At 60.2% G+C, this 20,932-nt stretch carries 22 protein-coding genes and 1 tRNA gene; 16 read left to right on the forward strand and 7 right to left on the reverse strand.

Translation table 11 applies throughout. From position 1 onward, the window contains the following. Positions 1–29 precede the first annotated feature (29 nt). Complete coding sequence (locus A6U86_RS33575) at positions 30–1,271, reverse strand: ROK family transcriptional regulator (protein WP_068401288.1); 1,242 nt, start codon at positions 1,269–1,271, stop codon at positions 30–32. A gap of 223 nt (positions 1,272–1,494) precedes the next feature. Between A6U86_RS33575 and xylF the strand changes: the two genes are divergently transcribed. From xylF to A6U86_RS33615, 7 genes are all read left to right on the forward strand, one after another. Beyond that, on the forward strand, positions 1,495–2,535 hold the full coding sequence (xylF, locus tag A6U86_RS33580; protein ID WP_068401291.1) for a D-xylose ABC transporter substrate-binding protein: 1,041 nt from the start codon (positions 1,495–1,497) through the stop codon (positions 2,533–2,535). Between the two features lie 296 nt (positions 2,536–2,831). After that, positions 2,832–4,145: a sugar ABC transporter permease gene (locus A6U86_RS33585; RefSeq protein WP_068401750.1), complete on the forward strand. Its 1,314-nt coding sequence runs from the start codon at positions 2,832–2,834 to the stop codon at positions 4,143–4,145. A 15-nt stretch (positions 4,146–4,160) separates the two neighbouring features. After that, entirely contained in the window at positions 4,161–4,943 is a 783-nt protein-coding gene (locus A6U86_RS33590; protein WP_068401293.1) for an ATP-binding cassette domain-containing protein, read from the forward strand. Positions 4,944–5,106: 163 nt separating this feature from the next. Further along, positions 5,107–5,183: transfer RNA gene (locus A6U86_RS33595), tRNA-Arg, on the forward strand. A 185-nt stretch (positions 5,184–5,368) separates the two neighbouring features. Then, a complete protein-coding gene (locus tag A6U86_RS33600; protein ID WP_068401296.1) occupies positions 5,369–6,370 on the forward strand; it encodes a hypothetical protein in 1,002 nt (333 codons plus the stop codon). A 325-nt stretch (positions 6,371–6,695) separates the two neighbouring features. Then, the gene (locus A6U86_RS33610) at positions 6,696–7,121 is read left to right on the forward strand and encodes a hypothetical protein (RefSeq protein WP_068401301.1); all 426 of its coding nucleotides are present in this window, start codon (positions 6,696–6,698) and stop codon (positions 7,119–7,121) included. A 60-nt stretch (positions 7,122–7,181) separates the two neighbouring features. Further along, positions 7,182–7,643, forward strand: coding sequence for a cupin domain-containing protein (locus A6U86_RS33615; protein WP_068401304.1), 462 nt, complete (start codon positions 7,182–7,184; stop codon positions 7,641–7,643). Here A6U86_RS33615 and A6U86_RS33620 read toward each other — a convergent pair. Both A6U86_RS33620 and A6U86_RS33625 read right to left on the reverse strand, forming a co-directional pair. Next, complete coding sequence (locus tag A6U86_RS33620) at positions 7,640–8,146, reverse strand: GNAT family N-acetyltransferase (RefSeq protein ID WP_068401308.1); 507 nt, start codon at positions 8,144–8,146, stop codon at positions 7,640–7,642. The two genes, A6U86_RS33615 and A6U86_RS33620, sit on opposite strands and share 4 nt — an antisense overlap. A gap of 21 nt (positions 8,147–8,167) precedes the next feature. Continuing rightward, positions 8,168–9,163 (reverse strand): LysR family transcriptional regulator, encoded by a 996-nt coding sequence (locus A6U86_RS33625; protein ID WP_068401311.1) that lies wholly within the window; start codon positions 9,161–9,163, stop codon positions 8,168–8,170. 120 nt (positions 9,164–9,283) lie between these two features. On the opposite strand from A6U86_RS33625, the gene A6U86_RS33630 reads away from it, so the two are divergent. Then, positions 9,284–10,684, forward strand: a complete 1,401-nt coding sequence (locus A6U86_RS33630; RefSeq protein ID WP_068401314.1) for an MFS transporter — start codon at positions 9,284–9,286, stop codon at positions 10,682–10,684. A gap of 45 nt (positions 10,685–10,729) precedes the next feature. On the opposite strand, the gene A6U86_RS33635 is transcribed toward A6U86_RS33630, so the two are convergent. After that, the gene (locus A6U86_RS33635) at positions 10,730–11,992 is read right to left on the reverse strand and encodes an RNA polymerase sigma factor (protein WP_068401317.1); all 1,263 of its coding nucleotides are present in this window, start codon (positions 11,990–11,992) and stop codon (positions 10,730–10,732) included. A 31-nt stretch (positions 11,993–12,023) separates the two neighbouring features. Continuing rightward, positions 12,024–12,416 carry a YciI family protein gene (locus A6U86_RS33640; protein ID WP_068401320.1) on the reverse strand — a complete coding sequence of 131 codons (393 nt, stop codon included), beginning with the start codon at positions 12,414–12,416 and terminating at the stop codon, positions 12,024–12,026. Positions 12,417–12,790: 374 nt separating this feature from the next. Here A6U86_RS33640 and A6U86_RS33645 point away from each other — a divergent pair, with 374 nt between their 5' ends. Together A6U86_RS33645 and A6U86_RS33650 are read left to right on the forward strand one after the other, a co-directional pair. Continuing rightward, positions 12,791–13,168 carry a VOC family protein gene (locus A6U86_RS33645; protein ID WP_068401323.1) on the forward strand — a complete coding sequence of 126 codons (378 nt, stop codon included), beginning with the start codon at positions 12,791–12,793 and terminating at the stop codon, positions 13,166–13,168. A 183-nt stretch (positions 13,169–13,351) separates the two neighbouring features. Further along, on the forward strand, positions 13,352–14,140 hold the full coding sequence (locus A6U86_RS33650) for a phosphatase PAP2 family protein (RefSeq protein WP_244510151.1): 789 nt from the start codon (positions 13,352–13,354) through the stop codon (positions 14,138–14,140). Positions 14,141–14,152: 12 nt separating this feature from the next. Here A6U86_RS33650 and A6U86_RS33655 read toward each other — a convergent pair whose 3' ends face one another. Continuing rightward, positions 14,153–14,524, reverse strand: a complete 372-nt coding sequence (locus tag A6U86_RS33655) for a response regulator (protein WP_244510152.1) — start codon at positions 14,522–14,524, stop codon at positions 14,153–14,155. Positions 14,525–14,768: 244 nt separating this feature from the next. On the opposite strand from A6U86_RS33655, the gene A6U86_RS33660 reads away from it, so the two are divergent. Beyond that, positions 14,769–16,451, forward strand: a complete 1,683-nt coding sequence (locus A6U86_RS33660; RefSeq protein ID WP_083197070.1) for a phosphoethanolamine transferase — start codon at positions 14,769–14,771, stop codon at positions 16,449–16,451. Positions 16,452–16,512: 61 nt separating this feature from the next. Here A6U86_RS33660 and A6U86_RS33665 read toward each other — a convergent pair whose 3' ends face one another. After that, complete coding sequence (locus A6U86_RS33665; protein ID WP_068401333.1) at positions 16,513–16,890, reverse strand: cupin domain-containing protein; 378 nt, start codon at positions 16,888–16,890, stop codon at positions 16,513–16,515. 224 nt (positions 16,891–17,114) lie between these two features. On the opposite strand from A6U86_RS33665, the gene A6U86_RS33670 reads away from it, so the two are divergent. The 5 genes from A6U86_RS33670 (at position 17,115) to A6U86_RS33690 (ending at position 20,912) form a co-directional block, all read left to right on the forward strand. Further along, complete coding sequence (locus A6U86_RS33670) at positions 17,115–18,152, forward strand: LLM class flavin-dependent oxidoreductase (protein ID WP_068401758.1); 1,038 nt, start codon at positions 17,115–17,117, stop codon at positions 18,150–18,152. Between the two features lie 153 nt (positions 18,153–18,305). Continuing rightward, positions 18,306–19,205, forward strand: a complete 900-nt coding sequence (locus A6U86_RS33675; protein ID WP_068401338.1) for a MurR/RpiR family transcriptional regulator — start codon at positions 18,306–18,308, stop codon at positions 19,203–19,205. Between the two features lie 97 nt (positions 19,206–19,302). Continuing rightward, entirely contained in the window at positions 19,303–20,058 is a 756-nt protein-coding gene (locus A6U86_RS33680; protein WP_068401344.1) for a COG4280 domain-containing protein, read from the forward strand. Continuing rightward, positions 20,055–20,261 (forward strand): hypothetical protein, encoded by a 207-nt coding sequence (locus A6U86_RS33685; protein ID WP_068401346.1) that lies wholly within the window; start codon positions 20,055–20,057, stop codon positions 20,259–20,261. Before A6U86_RS33680 ends, A6U86_RS33685 begins: the two co-directional genes overlap by 4 nt. A gap of 69 nt (positions 20,262–20,330) precedes the next feature. Further along, a complete protein-coding gene (locus A6U86_RS33690; RefSeq protein ID WP_068401348.1) occupies positions 20,331–20,912 on the forward strand; it encodes a histidine phosphatase family protein in 582 nt (193 codons plus the stop codon). Positions 20,913–20,932 lie beyond the last annotated feature (20 nt).

Consider the following 20,932-nt stretch of genomic DNA (forward strand, 5'->3'; position numbering starts at 1 on the left):
GTGACCGCGACCTGCCCCATAGCGGTTCCTCAACCGGCTTCGCCACGCAGTTCGATGACCGTAGCCCCCTTCCTGACGATATCATTGTCGATGATCGAAAGGGCGCGGTTGAGATGCCCTTCGAAGACCAGGGTCTGCTCATCGGCGACGACGCGCAACTCGGGCATTCCCTCCATGCGCACGACATGCGATTCCGCCAATCCCTCGACTATGCCCTCGATCAGCAGATCGTAGTAACGCACGCCCGGGCCGGTGATGACGATCGGCATGCGCTCATGCAGGCTCAGCACCCGCGACAGGCCATTGCCGAGCGCCAGCCCCGCCTGGCGGAACGCCAGCACGTTGCGCCGCCCGCCATGCCGCGCACTGGCCGCGATCTTGTCCAGCTCGGCAATAGGAACGAACTTTGCCGGAATGGTATCGAGCGGCACGTCGAAGGCCGTGCGGAGCATTGCATAAAAACCGGCATAGGCCTCGATACATCCGCGCGCGCCGCAGCGACAGAGCGCGCCGCCGGGCACATGCATCATATGCCCGAAGTTCGGCGCCGATATCTGGTGGCCACCTTCATCGTCGCGCCGCGCGATGCCAAGGCCGATGCTGTGGCCGAGCGACAGAGCCGTCAATGCCCGAAAATCCGACCCGGCCCTGTTCTCCTCCTGCTGCCCCAGCGCAGCCGCGACCAGCAGCGTCTCGTTTCCCAGAATGATCTTCGCCGGCCACTCGTCGCGCAGCACAGCGGCAAAATCGATCTCGTCACGACCGAAGATCGGCGACCAGCGCAGCACTGGCCCGGAGGCATCCACCAGGCCCTTGCTGCTGATCGAAATCATCAAAACCTTGTCGCGCGAAAGCTGCGAACGGGCGACGATCCGGTTCAATGCCTCGCGTAGACCCACTATGAATGAGCTGACGCCGGAGACTTCCTGTGGCCGGTCTTCGCTGAAGCGGTCGATCAACCGCCCGGTATAATCCACAAGCGAATATTGCACGGCATCCGAAGAGATGACGACGACGATGAGATAGCCGCAATCCCGCCGCTGCGAGAACAAGACGCGCGGCCGCCCGCGGCCGCTGGCCGCCTGTTGCTCGGCCTTTTCGATGATCTGCGCCCGCTCCAGATCGGCGGTGATAACGGATACAGTCGCAGATGAAAGCTTTGTGAAATCAGATAGTTCAGTATGGGCGAGAGGGCCGTGCCGGCGCAGCGCCGACAGCACCAGGGCACTGTTTCTCTGACGGACCAATTCGGTGCTCGATTTGGCCAGCATCGTCAAGCCTCCTACTCATTCCACCCTCCCTCCGCATCTCCAGGTGGCTCTTTTCGGATGGCCGATGAAACCTGGCAGTGCGGGTGTTGACAGTTCAAAAAATCTCTGACACTAAATTTCTCGACTGTCGAGAAAATAATCCAAATCTTTCCTCGTCAGCATTATCGCGGCGGCCGACGGGAGCTTCAGGACACGCGCGGTCGCATTCACTCGGGAGGATAATATGAAAGCTTTTGTTAAGCTGGCTGCGGGCGCGGCCATCGTTTTGACCATGCAGACCGCGGCATTTGCCAAGGATCTGGTCGTTGGCGTTTCCTGGTCGAACTTCCAGGAAGAGCGTTGGAAGACCGACGAAGCCGCCATCAAGAAGGCACTCGCAGCAGCCGGCGCCAAATATATTTCCGCCGATGCGCAGTCTTCCGCTTCCAAGCAGCTGACCGACGTTGAATCCCTGATTTCCCAGGGCGCCAACGCGCTCATCATCCTCGCTCAGGACTCCGATGCTATCGGCCCGGCCGTTGAAAAGGCTGCCGACGAAGGCATCCCGGTCGTCGGTTACGACCGCCTGATCGAAAATCCGGCCGCCTTCTACATCACCTTCGACAACAAGGAAGTGGGCCGCATGCAGGCTCGCGAAGTCCTGAAGGCAAAGCCGGCAGGCAACTATGTCTTCATCAAGGGCTCGTCGTCCGACCCGAATGCAGACTTCCTGTTCTCCGGCCAGATCGAAGTGCTGAAGTCCGCCATCGACGCCGGCAAGATCAAGAACGTCGGCGAAGCCTACACGGACGGCTGGCTGCCGCAGAACGCACAGCGCAACATGGAACAGTTCCTGACCGCCAACAACAACAAGGTTGACGCGGTCGTCGCTTCCAACGACGGCACCGCCGGCGGCGCTGTTGCCGCTCTCGACGCCCAGGGTCTGGCTGGCTCCGTTCCGGTTTCCGGCCAGGACGCCGACAAGGCTGCCCTGAACCGCATCGCGCTCGGCACGCAGACCGTTTCGGTCTGGAAGGACTCGCGTGAACTCGGCAAGCGCGCCGCTGAAATCGCCCTGTCTCTTGCCGGCGGCAAGACCCAGGACCAGATCGACGGCGTCCAGACCTTCAACGGCGGCCCGAAGCATGTTGCCATGAAGTCCGTCTTCCTGACCCCGATTGCTATCACCAAGGACAATCTGAACGTCGTCATCGACGCCGGCTGGATCTCCAAGGCTGAAGCTTGCCAGGGCGTAAAGGCCGGCAGCGTTGCTGCTTGCAAGTAAGCACGAGACCTTTGACGGGTTGACCCGAATGTAATGCCGACGCCGCAAGGGACTTTCCATTGCGGCGTCGAACGCGGATAGGAAGCAGACATAAGTCCGCATGTAGCGGAAATGTCGGTTCCCGTATTTAAGTTGCGTCATCGCATATCCGATCGGCCTGCCGGATGGCGGCCGTGGAACCGGAAAAACCGGGTGGGCGGGCGATGACGTCGATTAAGACCAGCGCGGATACTGCCAGCGAAAGACAAGAAAGCATTCGCGGGCCTGCGCCCAACAAGTGGGAGAACGGCAAAGCGATGGCCGACATGACACATTCCACAACATCGAGCGGTCCGCGCAAATCGGAGGAAGGCGCATTTACGCGCTTCCTGCGCGCCACCGAAATCGATACGCGCCTGCTTGGCATGATCGGCGCGCTGCTGATCATCTGGATCGGCTTTGACGTCTATACCGGCGGCCTGTTCCTGACCCCCAGAAACCTCTGGAACCTCTCCGTCCAAACCTGCGAGATCGCAGTGCTTGCGACCGGCATGGTGCTGGTCATCGTCACCCGCAACATCGACCTGTCGGTCGGTTCGCTGCTCGGTTTCGTCGCCATGATCATGGGCGTCATTCAGGCCAAGTGGCTGCCGCAATATCTCGGCTTCGACAGCTCGTGGACCTGGGTCATCACGCTGATCTGCGGCCTGCTCATCGGAACCCTGCTCGGCACGTTCCAGGGCGTCATCATCGCTTTCTTCAACGTACCCTCATTCATCGTCACCCTTGGCGGCCTGCTCGCCTGGCGCGGGCTTGCCTGGTATGTCACCAGCGGCCAGACGGTCGCTCCGCTCGACGCCACCTTCCGCATCATGGGCGGCGGCGCCGAAGGCTCGATCGGCGCGACATGGAGCTGGATCCTCGGCATTCTTGCCTGCCTGATGATCGTTCTCGGCATTATCGGCGAGCGCCATCAGCGCAAGCGCTTCAACTTCCCGCGCCGGCCGCTCTGGGCTGAATATTTCCTTGCCATCCTCGGCTCGGCCCTCGTGCTCGGCACGATCTACATCTTCAGCATCTACTACTGGCCTATCGGCATCGCCAAGAAATACGCGACCGAACACAATATTCCCTGGCCAGAAACCGGTCTCGACATCCCCTACGGCATCGCCGTACCCGTGCTGATCGCCGTCGGCATCGGCATTGTCATGACCTTCATCGCCACGCGCCTGCGCTTCGGCCGCTATGTCTTCGCCATCGGCGGCAATCCGGAAGCAGCCGAACTCGCCGGCATCAAGACCCGCTGGGTGACGGTGCGCATCTTCGCGCTGATGGGCCTGCTCGCAGCCGTCGCCGCGGCCATCTCCACCGCCCGCCTCAACGCTGCCGCCAATTCGCAGGGCACGACCTACGAACTCTTCACCATCGCCGCAGCCGTTATCGGCGGCACCTCGCTTGCCGGCGGCAGCGGCACGATCGCCGGCGCCATGCTCGGCGCCCTGGTGATGCAATCGCTGCAGTCGGGCATGGGCCTGGCCAATGTCGATACACCGATCCAGAACGTCGTCGTCGGCGTCGTGCTGGTCATCGCCGTCTGGCTCGACATCGTCTATCGCTCGCGCGCCAAGTAAAAGGAATTCTGAACCATGACGGATCAAACCACTCCGCTTGTGGAAATGAAGAACATTTCCATCTCCTTCGGCGGCATCCACGCGGTCGACAACGCCTCGGTGGACCTCTACCCCGGCGAAGTCGTGGCCCTTCTCGGCCATAACGGCGCCGGCAAGTCGACGCTGATCAAGATCCTCTCCGGCGCCTACAAGCGCGACAGCGGCGATATCCTGATCAACGGCGAACCCGCCGATATCCGCAGCCCGCGCGACGCCAAGAAATACGGCATCGAGACGATCTACCAAACGCTCGCCGTTGCCGACAATGTCGACGCCGCCGCCAACCTCTATCTCGGCCGTGAGCTGCAGACCCGCTGGGGCACGCTCGACGACGTCGCCATGGAAGCCAAGGCCCGCGAAGTGATGGGGCGCCTCAACCCCAACTTCAAGCGCTTCAAGGAGCCGGTGAAGGCGCTCTCGGGCGGCCAGCGCCAGTCGGTCGCGATCGCCCGCGCCATCCTCTTCGACGCCCGCATCCTGATCATGGATGAGCCGACGGCAGCGCTCGGGCCTCAGGAGACGGCGCAGGTCGGCGAGCTGATCAAGCAGCTGAAGAAGGAAGGCATCGGCATCTTCCTCATCAGCCACGACATCCACGACGTCTTCGACCTCGCTGACCGCGTCTCGGTCATGAAAAACGGCCAGGTCGTCGGCCACGCCCGCACCGAAGACGTCACCAAAGACGAAGTGCTGGGCATGATCATCCTCGGCAAGGTGCCGCCTAAGGCCATCCCCGGCCCCGGCGCGATGCGCGAATAGGCCGAAACGCCAGCAGACAACACAAGGTCGCGCGCCAAAAGCCCGCGGCCTTTTTCATTCAAAACCACCGATCTGCGCTTTCCTGAATTTTCCGCATTGATGCCAAGCGCTTCCTAGGCTAAGAACCAGCCATCGGACAGGCGATTCAACCCGCCTCAGGCATGCACCCGTAGCTCAGCTGGATAGAGTGTTGGATTCCGATTCCAAAGGTCACAGGTTCGAATCCTGTCGGGTGCGCCACTTAATTCCAAGTAGTTGTGAGCCATTCGCAAGCTTTAAGAGAATCTGCAGAAAGCGCATAAGAAGTAACATCAAACTTTCCGCAACTACAGAAAGTGAATATCGGCGCAGATTTTTGTTTCCGGCTGGACCATCAGATTTCAACATGCTCTAAGTTGTAGAAGTACGATTTTGGAGACTCACCATTGGATTATGAGACCCTGTTCAAATTGATCGAGCGGCAAGGCACGCTGGAGCAGGTCAGCAACTTTCTTCGCCAACGTTCGCTACCTTTTTCAGGTGGGTCTTGGAGAGACATGATTGATTTGCGTCTTCGACCAAGCGTCGAGAAAGGCGCTCTCGATGAAAACGATCTTGTTGATTTATTGCGGCAGACTGAAGAGTATGGTGCTCAACACATTTTCCTTTTTCAGCTCGTCGATGGAAGAAACCTAAGTAGCCTCTTCGATGGTGAGCTGCCGCAGCGTCTCAAAGCCGCTTGCTTTCCAAGCCTTGGAAGTACCTCAATTATTGATATGCCCAAGGTTCCGTCTGTAGTGGAGGTCCGGGAAGAATTCGACGGCATCCGATCGTTTACTTTCAAGATCGTTGAAAAGCGAGCTTTCTTTGAAAAGCTTTCGGACGAGACAGGAAACGGGCAGCTTGTCGTAACGTATGCCGAAGTCCCGTACCGGGCGGTAAATCTGATGCGCATCTCAGAAGACGGTCGTGCTGAAATTCGATTACAGTCGCATAAGGATGCGATCAGTTATGGTGGCCTAGCGGAAGCCGTGTTCAACACGCTCAAGCCTATTATTGACCGACTTGACTGGAAAGATCAGAAGCTCGACCGATTTAAAAGCAATTTGCTAGACGACAAAAAACGCAATGAATTGATGAAAATCTTTGGTCTTCGCCAGACACTCCACAGTAATAAAGACGGCACGAGGCTAACGGCAGCTGCCGGAGCACCGGGCGCTAGTATGTACGATGATACAGATGTCGTAGCCAGTGTTGATCGCTTTCTTCAAAAAGATAATCATGCTCATTGCGAGCGCGCGAGCGTCACAGTCAAGAGAAGTGAAGCTCTAAGTCGGTCCGTCGGGCTGATCGTAAGCGGCGAAGCGAATGAGTTTGCCATTACTGCTAAAGTGTCCAAAACGGAGTATGATTATATTCTCGGATCGGTTCTAGAGAACAACAAATGAATTTGAGAACGGCTTGGAAGGATCGGCTGCGAACTCTGGTCTCAGAAATGAACCGGAGCGGTCGTCCTGTCGAATATCCCTTTAAGCGTGTTTTTGAAATAGTCGATGCACCAACTGTTTCTGCCCTTAACGAAGAGCTTACTCGACTCGTTGGCTCCGGGAAGTTGAACGCCATATATAGAATACGTTCTCAAGAAACAGGTGTCGGCCTAGCGGAATACCAGAGCGTCACTGAGATACCGAGCAAGGTCTTTGATGACAGCTCAGACAAATATCAGAACGTCGTCCTGGGAAGAGACGTTGAGTTGATTTACAGAGCGCCGTAATGAATTCCAACAAAGAGGAATGGCGTAAGATCAGCGATGAAATTCTAAGGGAAATGCCACACGTTCCAGCTGAAGATCGCCTACGGTTTCTGCAAGAAAAGATTGCTGATCTCCCGGGAGACGCGCAAGGTATGGTCTCACATTTTGTATCAATCGCCCTGTGGGCTGCGGCGAGCTATTCGTCGGAGACAATTGCAGTGAGCAAACAAAAACATATTTCTGCCATTACACTTATGGCTCTTATCGCGTTAATTCTACTAGTTAGTGGCGGGCTTTATCTCGTCACACTTCGCGGAGACGATGCTGCGTCTAAAATAAACATTTTTGGCGCAACTGTGGAGACCGGGAGTGTTGGCGTGGCGTGCTTCGCACTCGCCGCACTATTGTTCCTATTTGTCGCACGGAAGGCTTTGAGCCGGTTGTGAACGGGCTTAGATCCAGCGATGAATGACCACCTCTCTCCCAAACAAATCACAGGCACCCTCATGCCAAAGATCGATGTTGCAGCAGTCCCGAAGATCAAGGGCACCCGTTATCCCGCGCCATTCAACGATCCCTGTGCCGAGCGCATTCGGCAGCGGCTGGGCAATGCAGGCGGGCTCACGGATTTCGGGGTCAATCTCATGCGGCTGCCGCCGGGCAATTGGTCGAGCCAGCGGCATTGGCATTCGGAGGAGGACGAGTTCGTCTATGTGTTGGAGGGCGAGCTGACGCTGATCGAGGATGGCGGCGAGACGGTGCTGCGCGCCGGCGATTGCGCGGCTTTCCCGAAGGGGTCCGGAAACGGGCATCACCTGATCAACAAGTCGGACACAACAGCCATCTATCTCGAAGCCGGCTCCCGCTCGCCGACCGATCTCATCACCTGCTCCGATATCGACATGATGAGTTCCAGCACGGATGGCCGGTTCGTGCACAAGGATGGCATGCCCTATCCAGACGGCTAGGCCGAGAGCGCTTCCGGCCCGCAGGAGAACAGATGCGTCGGCGCGCCATGCAGCATCACTTCCCGCCTGAAACCGAAGCCGCATTTTTCCAACACGCGGCGTGAGGCCAAGTTGACGGGGCGAACGAGGCCGATCACCCGCCTGGCGTTCAAATCGCTAAATGAGAAGGCCAATGCCCCTCTGACAAGTTCTGTCGCGTAGCCGCTTCCCCAGCAATCGGGATGGAGGTGATAGGACATGTTGAGCCCCTCGAACTCCGTCGAGACGGTGACGCCACCAAACCCGATCAGCCGCCCCTCGGCCTCGACTGCCCAGCGGCCAAACCCGTGCACGCGCCAATGTGCCTTGTCGCGGACAAGGCGCCGGGCGCTCTCTTCCGGTGAATCAGGCGTTGGGTTCGGCCGGTGAACGACAAGCTCCGGGCGGGAAAACAGCTCGGTGAGGAAAGGGAGATCCCGGTCTTCCGGCGCACGCAGAGACAGTCGTTGTGTATGCCGAACCATGAGGAACGCCTTCGAAAAGGGCTAGACCGCCTCGGCCAAGACAGGCGGATCGTAGCAGCAAGCATCGGTGGAGACACCCATGCTGCAGCCGCTTGCTCTCAGCGCATCCGTCACCACCTCGACGAACAGGCGGCGCAGCCACACTGCGCGGCTGTCGGCCTGGTCGACACGTCGATAGAGCATGGTCACGGGGTCGGCCGGCAGATCGAGCGGGGGCACCGAAATCGCCAGATCGTGCAGCTTCGCCATGCAGCGGGCGACGGATTCCGGCACGGTTGCAATCGCCGGAATGGCCTGCAGGGTCATCGGCAGAGCCGAGAAACGCGGCGCAGTCGCCACCACCTGACGACGATGGCCGAGGCGCGCGAGAGCGGCATCCACGTTCGTGGCTATGGTGCCTTCGATGGAGACGATCACATGCGGCGCATTGGCAAAATGCTTCAGGCTGAGTGGTGCCGTGCAGTTCAGATGGCGAGGGTCGTAGATGCAGAGCGATGCCTGCTCGAACAGCGGCGCGCGAACATGCCAGGAAGCAGGCTCATCATGCACGGAGATGCTGAAGTCGTAGGCGCCCTCGTCCAGCAGGCGCGCGGCATCGCGCCTGTCGAAAGCCACGCTGACCAGCCGCGCATTCGGCGCTTCCTGCCGCAGCCTTGCCACCAGCGGCCCGAAGAAGGAGGATTCGAGATTGTCGCACATGCCGAGGCGGAACTCGCCCTGCCAATCCCTCGGATCGAAGGCGGCCGGCGGGCGAATGGCACGCTCGATACCGGAAAGCGCATCCTCGATCGCCGGCGCAATGGAAAGCGCCCGCGGCGTCGGCTGCAGACCGCGGCCGACGCGCACGAACAATTCGTCGTCCAGCGTCTCGCGTAGCCGACGAAGCGCGGCGGAAAGACCCGGCTGACCAAGCAACAGACGCTCGGCCGCGCGGCTGACATTCCGCTCCTGCATCAGCACGGAAAAGGCGAGCAGCAGATTGAGATCGATTTTTCGAAGTGTCGCATCATTCATCATCGCCAGTAATACCTGACATGGTTACTATCAATTTGCAATAGGGTTTGAAGATGTACATTTTCTCGTTCCCTGCCGCTTTCAACCTCCCAAGAGGCGACAGCATAGAAAGGAACGATCCCGATGACTTCTTCCCAAACCCGAAGCGGGGCCGGATTGGCGTTGCTGCTTTTATGCGCCGCCAACTTCCTGGACGCCATGGACGTCTCCACCATTGGGGTGGCCCTGCCCGCGATCCAGAAAGAGCTCGGCATGCAGGCCACTTCGCTGCAATGGGCCGTCAGCGCCTATGTGCTTGGCTATGGCGGCTTCCTGCTGCTCGGCGGCCGCGTCGCCGATCTTTTCGGCCACCGCCGCGTGTTTCTCTGGTCGCTTGCCGTCTTTGCCGCCGCCAGCATTGCCGGCGGCTTCGTCGATAGCGCCCCGACCCTGATCGCCGCGCGCCTGGTCAAGGGCATCGCCGCCGCCTTCACCGCGCCGGCAGCCCTTGCACTGCTGCTCTCCGTCTTCGCAGACGGCAAAGCCCGCGCCAAGGCGCTCGGCGTATTCTCCTCGACGGGTGCCGCCGGCTTCGTGCTCGGTATGGTGCTCGGCGGTGCGGCAACGATCATCAGCTGGCGGGCAACCATCGTCATGGGTGCACCCGTCGCCATCCTCGCGCTGATCGTCGCCCCCCTCGTCCTGCCGCCGGACCCCAAGCGAACCGGCCCGAGCGCCCGCTTCGACTGGGCCGGCGCCATCACCATCACCCCCGGACTGCTGCTCTTCGTCTTCGGCGTCACCAATGCCGCCGTCGACGGCTGGCAGGCATTTGCAACCTGGGGGTCGCTGGTGGCAGCCCTGGTGCTGATCCTGCTCTTCCTGCTGGTCGAATCGCGCCATAGCGATCCGATGGTGCCGCTGGCCATGTTCCGCCGCGCCAAGCTCAGCCATGCCAATGCCATCGCCGCGCTGTTCCAGGGGGCCTATGTCGGCTTCCAGTTCATTGCGACGCTGTACTATCAGACCGTCGTCGGCTGGTCGGCCTTCGCTACCGGCTTCGCCTTTGCCATCGGCGGCGTCTGCGTCATGTTCCTTGCCCCGCGCTTCGCCGCCATCGGGCAGGCTCGCGGCACGACCCTGCTGATGACCTTCGGCGTCGGCTTGCAGGCCATCAGCTATCTCTTCTGGGCGCTGTCTGCCGGCCAGATCGATACGATCCTGCTCGTCGCCGTCTCGCAGCTGCTGCTTGGTGTCGGCTACGCCATGACCTATCCGTCCATTCAGGTCGCAGCCCTCTCCGATATCGAAGAGGACAAGTCGGGTCTCGCTTCAGGCATGCTGTTTGCCTCCTTCCAGATTGGCGGCGGCATCATCCTGGCGGCAGCCTCGGCCGTCTTCAGCGCAGCGCCGAGCTATGGCTGGAACCCCTATATCGCCGGCATCGGTTTCGTGACGATCCTAGCCGCCGCCATAACGCTCTTGGCCGCCGTCGGCCCGCGGACATCGGCTGCAAGAGGTGTCAACTACCAGGCCGCCGAATAGGCCCCAAGATCGCGACCCGCTCGTCAATGAGCGGGTCCATTCTTTTCAGGTGGATGCCGCCTCGGCGGCCCGACGCATCAACAGATCGCGCTCCCGCTGATTTCCGGCAAGTGCCGCCGCCGCCTCGAAGGCACAGCGTGCCTGATCATAACGACCAAGCTTGTAGAGAAGATCGCCCCGAACGCTGGGCAGGAGATGATAGGTCTTCAATGCCGGTTCATGCGCAAGCTTCTCTATGATTTCCAATGCCGCCGCCGGACCATCGACCATGCCGATGGCAACCGCACGATTGAGCTCGACGATGGGCGAGTGCAGGACGGCCGCAAGCTCCGCATAGAGATCGGCGATGCCCCTCCAGTCGGTTTCCCTCGCCGTCGGCGCCCTAGCATGGCAGGCAATGATTGCGGCTTGCAGGGCATAGGCGCCACCCGAGCCGCCAAGCTCCCGCACCCGCACCAGCGCCTGTAAGCCGCGATGGATCTGCAGTTGGTCCCAGAGCGCGCGGTTCTGATCGAGCAGCAGGATCGGGTCGCCGGCAGCATCCGTCCGCGCCGCCGCGCGCGAAGCGTTCAATTCCATCAGGGCAAGCAGCGCATAGGCCTCCGGCTCCCGTGGAGCCACCGATGTCAGCACCCGCCCCAGTCTCAGTGCCTCGTTGCAGAGCTGCAGCCGCAGCCAGTTTTCGCCGCGCGCCGCCGTATAGCCTTCGTTGAAGATCAGGTAGACGACCTCCAGCACTGTAGCCAGCCGTTGCGACAGTTCCTCGCCATGCGGTGTTTCGTAAGACAATCCCGAGTCTGAAAGCGTCCGTTTAGCGCGAACGATGCGCTGGGCGATCGTCGCTTCCGGGAGAAGAAAGGCGCGGGCTATTTCCTCGGTCGTCAGTCCGCAAACCATCCGCAAGGCCAACGCCACGCGCGCCTCGCGCGATAGCAGCGGATGGCAGGCGGTAAACACCAGGCGCAGCATCTCATCGCCGATATCGTCGTCCAGCCCAGCGTCGAGATCCGGCATGGCCTGCTGATCCTCTTCCATGTCCCGGGCGATCATGTCGTGCTTGCGCTCGAGCATCTGGCGACGGCGCAGATGATCGAGTGCCCGGCGTTTGGCCGTCGCCATTAGCCAGGCACCGGGCCGTTCGGGAATTCCCGCTTGCGGCCAGCGTTCCAGGGCTGCAATCAGAGCCTCCTGCGTCAGATCTTCGGCCAGCGGCACATCGCGCAGCATCCTTGCCAAGCTGGTGATCAGCCTGGGCTGCTCGATCCGCCATACGGCGAGGATCGCCCGATGGGTGGCGGCGGCCGTCACGACCGCCTGTCCCGGTCGCTAGTCGTCAGCCTCAAAGGGCGGCATCGGCAAGAGGATCGCAGACTGCTTCCGTGCCATGCTCGAAATAGGCGCGCACTTCGCATGTTCCCTCCCAGCCGGGCATGAAATCCTTGTGCAGCTGCATGAATTCGACCGCCAGCGCCACGGCCTCTTCCTTGCTCTGCAGCTCGAAGATCGCATAACCGCCGACGACTTCCTTGGCCTCGACGAAAGGCCCGTCGATGACACGCAGTTCCCGATCCTTGATGGTGACACGCGCGCCGGTCGCAAGCGGCATCAGGCCCGCCGTGTCGAGCATCCGGCCGGCTTTGATCTCCCGGTCGGCAAGCTTGTTGATGGCCGCAGCAAGCTCTGGCGAAGGCTGCAGGAAATCGGTGGCAGTGACGATAGACATGAAACGCATGGGGCTGTTCCTTTGAAAGCGAGCCGCTTGCACCATTGCAGCGCGATCATCCCGCTCATATCGACGACGAAGCAGGCAGCTTAAAATCGACAGGCACTGTGAAAAAAATCGCAATCGCTTCCAGAACGCGGCAAAAATCCTGCCGCCGCCCCAATTTATCAGCATCGAAAAGGCGGAGGCAACATCAAGAAAGATGTCGAATCCCCTCGCATTCAGGGCTTCTCAAACTGCCGGATCGGCTTTGTTGACTTCCCACAATCCTTGCAAGATGGTGGGGCCGAATTGGACCTGCGGATTTTGGACTATCCGGCGCTTCCCCCAGGGGCACGGTCTTCCACAAGGTTTCGCAGACAACACGGCGGGAGCTCGTTTCTATGTTCGACCACATCTCGATCGGCGTCAAAGACCTGGCGCGGGCGCAGCAATTTTATGACGCGGCACTTTCGCCACTTGGCTATGAGCGCCTGACCAATTTCGACGGCACGGTCGGGTATGGCCCGGAACGCGCCCAGTTCTGGGTGAGCGAAGTGGAGCATCCGGTGCCCGCCGATCGCGGCTCGGGCCTGCATTTCTGTTTCGTCGCGCCGAGCCGGGAAGCCGTCGATGCCTTCTATGCCGCCGGCATCGCCAATGGCGGCGAAGACAATGGCTCGCCCGGCATCAGGCCGGATTACAGCCAGTTCTACTACGCAGCTTTCGTCATCGATCCCGATGGCTATCGGCTGGAAGCCTATTTCAAGACCGGTGAATAGCCGCAATATCGCGACCTGACCGGACCGCTGGGCCTTGCCCGGCGGCTACCGGACAATTCGTTAATTTCATTGGGCATTTTATCTTTCAGGCTGCTGTCAGGCTTCTGTCGTAGAGGACGCCTGACAGCAGCCGTTCCAGTTTTTTGAACACCAGCGGACGCTTGTCTCGGATTTATTCAGACAATGGCCGGCGTTCCGATGTTCGATAATTACAATGACGCAGCATATGCAAAGCGAACGGCCCCGGTCAGCAGATCCCTTATAGCGTTTCTTGCGCTGTTCACACTTTGGTGGCTGCTGCTGTTCTTCTTCAATCGCTTCCCCGGCATCGATCTTTCCGTCGCCCAAAGCACGTTCACCGCGTCACCTTGTGCGTCATCGACCCGCGTGGGCGAAATCTGCGGCACCTTTGCCCTTGCCAAGAACCCTATTCTAAAGATCTTGCGGGGCATAACCCTGGCGCTGCCCTACATCGCCATTGTCTCCCTGCTGGCGACCTTGGTGATGTCGTGGCGTCGACACGGCGCGGCTTGGCGCACACTCAAGACGGATCAATACATTGCCGCCCTGCTCTCCCTTGCCATTGGCTGCGGCCTCATCGTCAATACGCTGCTGAAAGGCTATTCCGGCAGACCAAGGCCACGCAGCACCGATCTATTCGGCGGCGGACTGGATTTTGTCCAGGCAGGCTCCTTTGCCGGCAAATGCCTCGGAAATTGCTCCTTCGTTTCCGGTGAGGCATCGTCCGGCGGCTGGCTGCTCTGTCTCGTGCTGCTCTTGCCGCCGCGCCTGCGTTTTCCGGTCGGCATTCCCCTTGCCGCCCTCTCGATCATGATGCCGTTCATGCGCGTGTTCACCGGCGCTCATTACCTGTCGGACGCCGTTCTCGGCTGGCTTCTGTCGCTGGTGGTTTTTGCCGCGGCCATGGCGGTTATCGATTTCATGCGATCGGCATCATCCACCCGGGCCTGAGACCGGTAGGGTTCATCCGGCATTGCGCAGCCTGACGCGCGCTCCCCATTTGCCTGCCTTGCGCACACGAGCGGTCATCTCCGCAAGTCCAAAGGGCTTCACGAGATAGTCGACGGCACCGATACCGACGGCCGTCATCCGGTCCGATAGCTGATCATAGGCCGACATTACGATCACCGGCGTCGAATTTCCAAGCGTTTCCATATGCTTCAGCAAGTCGAGACCGCTTCCATCGGGCAGCCGGAGATCAAGAAGAATGACATCATGGCCTTCATGGACGACCGCGGCGAAAGCCGATTCCAGCGTCATCGACCAATCGGCCGACCAGCCTTCCGCGCGCAAGTGATCCTGCACGGCATTGCCGATCGTTGGATCGTCCTCCACCAATAAAACCCGCACGGTTGCGCCCCCGGTTGCAATCACGGACCTATGATCGGGATTTCTGACGACGACCTGAAATTCAGCCGGCAATGCCACAAAAAGCAAAGCGAATATAAGCCGGCGCGCAAACAGCTGTGTTCAAGCGTCCGTCGTTCAGGTAAATGTCAGGAATGGTCGCCACGGTAGACGGCTTTAGTAATCAAAGCTGCGCCCTGCGGCAGGGGTATTCCGGTCCCGCCGACAGCACATGCTTCGGAGAAAACCATTGAACGATAATAACGCTTCATCTGGCCGACGTTTCGTCAGGCCAGCCATCGGCAGCGTCACACTGTGCCTTATAACCACCCTTTATGTACTTCTTGTGACAAACCAGACCTTCTGGGCGAAGGCCTATGTCTATTTCATCACCTCGGAGCCCCTTGCCTTCGTCGCCTTCGTGGCGGGCATTTCCGCTGCGATCTTTGCGCTCTTCACGTTATTTTCGGCAAAATACATCACCAAGCCGGCCCTGATATTCTTCGTGCTGGTGGCATCGGTATCCTCCTGGTTCAACGACCAGTTCGGCGTGATCATCGACAAGGAAATGATCCGCAATGCCGCCGTCTCGACAGGCGCGGAAGCCGGGCACCTGATCACGACGCGCTTCGCCATGCATGTGCTACTGACCGGTGTTCTGCCGGCGCTGGTGATCATATGGGTGCGGATCATCCATCGCCCCATCCTCTGGAAGCTCGTCTATAACACCGCCGTCATTCTCGCCTGTGCCGCCGTCTTCGTCGCCGCGGGCACCACCTTCTACAAGACCTATGCCGGTGTCGGCCGCGCGCATCGCGACCTGTTGGATACCCTCAATCCCGTAGTGCCGATCGCCAGCGTGGTGCGCTACGGCATCGACATGCAGAGGAACGCCAACGTCGTCGCCGGCCCTCTCGGGACGGACGCCCGCAAGGTCGGCGCGGTCGACAACGGCAAGCCGCGCGTAACGATCATCGTGGCGGGAGAGACCGCCCGTGCGCAGAACTTTTCGCTCGGCGGCTACAGCAAGGAAACCAACCCGGAACTGGCGAAGCGCAATGTCGTCTACTTCCCCAACACCAGCAGTTGCGGCACGGCGACTGCTACCTCGATACCCTGTCTTTTCTCGGTCTACACACGAGGACAATATAACCATCGCAAGGGGCTGGAGACGGAAAACCTGCTCGACGTGCTGACCCACGCCAAGGTCGATGTAACCTGGCTGGACAATGATACCGGCAGCTACAATGTGACCGACCGCGTTTCCTACACCTATCTGCCGCCTTCGGCCGATCCGCGCTTCTGCAAGGACGGCGAATGCAAGGACGAAATCCTCGTCGACAAGGTCGATGGCTGGCTCGACAAGGTAAAGGGAGATAGCGTCCTGGTGCTGCATCAGCTCGGCAGCCATGGCCCGGCTTACTATCAGCGCTATCCGGAAGAATTCCGCCGCTTCAAGCCCGATTGCCGTTCAAACGATTTCAGCTCCTGCTCGCAGGAAGAGATCACCAATGCCTATGACAACACGATCCTCTATACGGATCACATCGTCTCGATGGTCATAGACAAGCTGAAGGCTCGCTCGAACTCCGTATCCGGCGCCGTCCTCTACTTCTCCGATCATGGCGAATCGCTCGGCGAGAACGGCATCTACCTGCACGGCACGCCCTATATCATCGCCCCGGCACAGCAGACGCACGTGCCGATGCTCGTGTGGATGGCTGACGATCTGGCAAAGACGGGCGGCTACGACATGGCCTGCCTGTCCAAGAATGCAGCCACCGGCACGCACTCCCACGACAACATCTTCCACAGTGTTCTTGGAATGATGGACGTCTCGACGAAGGTCTATGATCCCAGCCTGGACGTGTTTGCCGCCTGCCGTACACCGTCAAACAAGCTGGCGCAGAACTGACACGCGCCACGCAGTAACCGGCAGCCCCGTTCCGGCGGGGCTGCCAAGCAATCGGGATTGCTCAAAGCCGCTTTGGCTGTCTGACGGTCCGCTCGTTTTCCACATTGCCGGTATTGAGCGTCGTATTCCGCTCGAAGAGCACGACCTCGCATGTCGGCTCGGCGACCGGGCAATGCTCCACGCCATGCGGCACGATGATGTATTCGCCCGGGCCAAGCACGATATCGCCGCCATTCTCCTCATGCAGCTTCATGCGCAGCGTGCCCTTGACGACGAAGAACAGCTCATCCTCCTCTTCATGATGATGCCAATGGAAGGCGCCATCCAGCTTGACGAGCTTCACCTGAAAATCGTTGATGTCGCCGCCGACACGCGGGCTCCACGTCTCGTCAAAAGCGGCAAAAGCCTTGGTAAGATTGACCTTTTTCAGTGCAACCATGTGTTTCCTCCCTCTGGCCCCGTCGGGCTGATAGCAGAGCTAATATTGGCGGAGGCGTTGCCGAACGCAACGTCATCCTTGCCGCATATTTTGGCGCATACCCTGGATTGTCATCGCATATCGAATTCCTCGAAGGTTTCGGCCGAAACTTTCCGGGTAGTTGCCGATCGGGAACGACACTACATGCTTGCTCAACATCACTTCGACACATGACAGGAAAAATCATGACGACAAACAATGTCGAATTCGGCCTGGATACTTTCGGCGACGTGACCTTTGACGACAAGGGCACGCCGTTGCCGCACGCGCAGGTTCTGCGCAACGTCGTCGAAGAAGGCGTCCTGGCCGATCAGCTGGGCATCGACTTCTTCGGCATCGGCGAGCATCACCGCGAAGACTTCGCCGTTTCCTCACCCGAAACCATTCTGGCCGCCATCGCCAGCCGCACATCGAAGATCCATCTCGGATCGGCAGTGACGGTGCTGAGCTCGGATGACCCGATCCGGGTCTTTCAGCGCTTCTCCAGCGTCAACGCTATTTCGAACGGTCGTGCCGAGGTCATCCTCGGCCGTGGGTCCTTCACGGAATCCTTCCCGTTGTTCGGCTTCGAGCTCTCGCAATATGAAAAGCTCTTCGAGGAAAAGCTGGATCTTTTCGCAGCACTGCTCTCCAACGAGCCGGTGACCTGGCAGGGCAGCATCCGTCCGCCCTTGAAGAACCAGAAGGTCTTCCCGACCATCGAGAGCGGCCATCTGAAGACATGGATCGGCGTCGGCGGCAGCCCGGAATCGGTTGTCCGTGCCGCCCATTACGATTTGCCGCTCATGCTGGCGATCATCGGTGGCAGCCCCTACCGCTTTCAGCCCTATGTCGATCTCTATCATCGGGCCTTCGAGCAACTGGGCAAGCCCGTGCGGCCGATCGGCATCCATTCGCCGGGTTACATCGCCGAGACGGACGAACAGGCGCGCGAGGAATTGTGGCCTTGCTTCAAGGCGATGCGCGACCGCATCGGCCGCGAGCGCGGCTGGCCGCCCATGACGCGGGCAGAGTTCGATAACGAGATCGAAAAGGGCTCACTCTATGTCGGTTCGCCGGAAACGGTCGCCGCCAAGCTCGCGCCGGTTGTCAAGACGCTCGGCATCAGCCGCTTCCAGTTGAAGTATAGCGCCGGTGCGCTCGGCCATGAGAAGATGATGCGTTGCATCGAGCTCTATGGCCAGAAGGTTATCCCGGCGGTGCGGGCCGCTCTGGCGGCATAGTCCGGGGTCGACCAAGGCGGTCTCCATGACCGACTGAAACAGCGGATGTCTCGCCAGACGGCAAGGCATCCGTTGAATTTTGTTGTCATTCGTTCGTAGTAAATGCTACTTATATCCATACAAGTAGCATTTACTACGAAGATGGAACCTGGGATGACAGACAGGACGCAACAGCTGCCGACCTTCGAAAGCCGGGTTCTCGCCGCTTTCGATACGCTTGCACCCGCAGAGCAGCGCATCGCCCGCTTCTTCATCGATCAGAAGCAGGCGGTCCTGCTCAATTCGGCTGCCCAGATCGCCCAGCTGGCCGGCACCAGTGACGCGACGGTCGTGCGCACTGCCCGCGCCCTCGGCTTCGAAAGCCTGTCGACGCTGCGAGCCGCCCTGCTTGCGGAGCTGACGGGAATGCCGTCGCCCGGCACGCGAATGGAGCGAACCCTTGCCGAAACGGGTGGCCATGCCGGCGATGCGTTGCGCCATGTCATGGGCATTCACGACAAGGCATTGGAATCGCTGCGGCATGAGCAGTTCGCCGTAAGCTTCGAGCGTTGCATCGATATTCTGGTTGGCGCACCTCGCCGTCATGTCTTCGGCATCGGCCCATCCGGCGCGATAGCCGACTATGCCAGCCTGCAATTCAACCGCATCGGCCTGCCGACAAACGCCCTCTCCGCCTCGGGTATCGCGCTCGCCGACCGCCTTCTGTGGATCGGCAAGGGTGACGCAGTGCTGATCATGGCCTATGCGCCGCTCTACCGCGAGGTCGAGATCCTGCTCGAACACGCAGCCCAGCAGGATGCACCGGTCATATTGATCAGTGACGATCTCGGCCCGCTAGTTGCCGACAAGGTGGCCGAAATCCTGCCGGTGCCGCGCGGCAATGCCGATCATCTTGCCATGCATGGCGGCACGATGGTGCTGATCGAAGCGATGATCGTTGCGCTGGCGGCAAAGAACAAGGATGCGGCCATCGACAGCCTCGATCAACTGAGCACGCTGCGCGGTTCTCTCGACAAGGCCTGGGCCAAACGCGGCACGCGAAAGCGGAAATGAATGCCGACGCGGCGCAAGCTCACCTGGAACATGAAGAAAATCTGCCGAACAAGACCATGCAAAATCAAAGCCCTAACCGTCATTCGGGAATCATTTCATGAACAGCCTCACACCCATTCTCTCTACCGTGACGGCATCCTTTCTCGGCTCATTCGTCGAGGTCGTGGAAGCTTTCACTATCGTACTCGCCGTCGGCGTGACCCGGAGTTGGCGTCCGGCGCTGACCGGAGCCGCACTTGCGCTTGCTGTGCTTGCCGCCTTCGTCCTCATCTTCGGTCCGCTGCTGGCGCTCGTGCCGATCGAAACGCTGCAATTCGTCGTCGGCGTTCTGCTGATCCTGTTCGGCATGCGCTGGCTGCGCAAGGCCATCCTCCGCTCGCTCGGTGTCATCGCCCTGCATGACGAGGAAGCCGCCTTCTCGAAGGAAACCGCAAGCCTGCAGGCGCAATCGGCCGATCGCCGCGCCGATTATCTTGCCGGCCTTGCGGCCTTCAAGGCGGTGCTGCTTGAGGGCGTCGAGGTGGTGTTCATCGTCGTCGCCGTCGGCGGTGCGCATGGCCTGACACTCTATGCCGGCCTTGGCGCTCTCGCCGCCTTCATTCTGGTGATGCTGATTGGGCTGCTGGTGCATCGCCCGCTCGCAACCGTGCCGGAAAATACCCTCAAATTCGCCGTTGGCCTGATGCTGACAAGCTTCGGGATTTTCTGGACAGGCGAAGGCATTGGCGCGCAATGGCCGGGCGCGGATCTCTCCCTGATCGCTATCTTCGCCATCGTCTCGCTTGCCTCTTACGCCATCCTCCGTGGCCTGCGCGGCTCCGCCGGCACCCCGACAGCAAAGGCAGCCCAATGACCGTTCTCCGCATCGCGCTCTCCGAGTTCATCGGCATGTTCATCGATGATGGCAGCCTCGCCACGCTCTGCCTCATCCTCATCCTCGCAATCGCGGGCGCGGTCGAGTTTCTCGCCGTGCCGCCGCTTGCCGGAGCCGTTCTGCTGTTGCTCGGCTGCCTCGCCATTCTGCTCTACAGCGTCCGCCGCGCCGTGAAGCGATAACGCCCCTCGACACGCTCCCTCGCAGATGCGAAGAATTCGGCAGCATCGGCGAAATGGAGAAACGGTCACATGAGCAGCGCCCATCCCGAAATCTATCTGGTGCGGCACGGGCAGACGGAATGGAGCCTGTCCGGCAGGCATACCGGCCGGACTGACATTCCCTTGACATCAGCCGGCGAGGAAGCCGCCCGCAAGGTTGCGGACCGCCTGCCTGCCATCGATTTCGCTGCCGTCTGGTCGAGCCCGTCACAGCGGGCCCAGAATACCTGCGCGCTTGCCGGCTTCGGCGACCGCCGGGTCGTCAAGGACGATCTGGCGGAATGGGATTACGGTGCTTATGAGGGCATCACCACCAAGGCGATCCTGGCCGAGCGCCCAGGCTGGCAGGTCTTTCGCGACGGCTGCCCGAATGGCGAAACGGCCGCCGATGTCGGCGCACGCGCCGACCGGATCATCGGCGAACTTCGCACCATCAATGGCTCGGTGCTGATTTTCTCCAGCGCTCACTTCCTGCGCGTCTTCGCCTCCCGCTGGGTCGGCCTGCCGCCGGAAGACGGCGCACGGTTGGTGCTCGACACGACGAGCATCAGCGTGCTCGGTTACGAACACGATATATCCGAGCCGGTCATCCGTCGCTGGAACCAGATCTGAAGGGCAAGCCTGCTTCCCTC

This window comes from Rhizobium sp. AC27/96 (assembly GCF_001692325.1).
Lineage (GTDB): Bacteria > Pseudomonadota > Alphaproteobacteria > Rhizobiales > Rhizobiaceae > Rhizobium.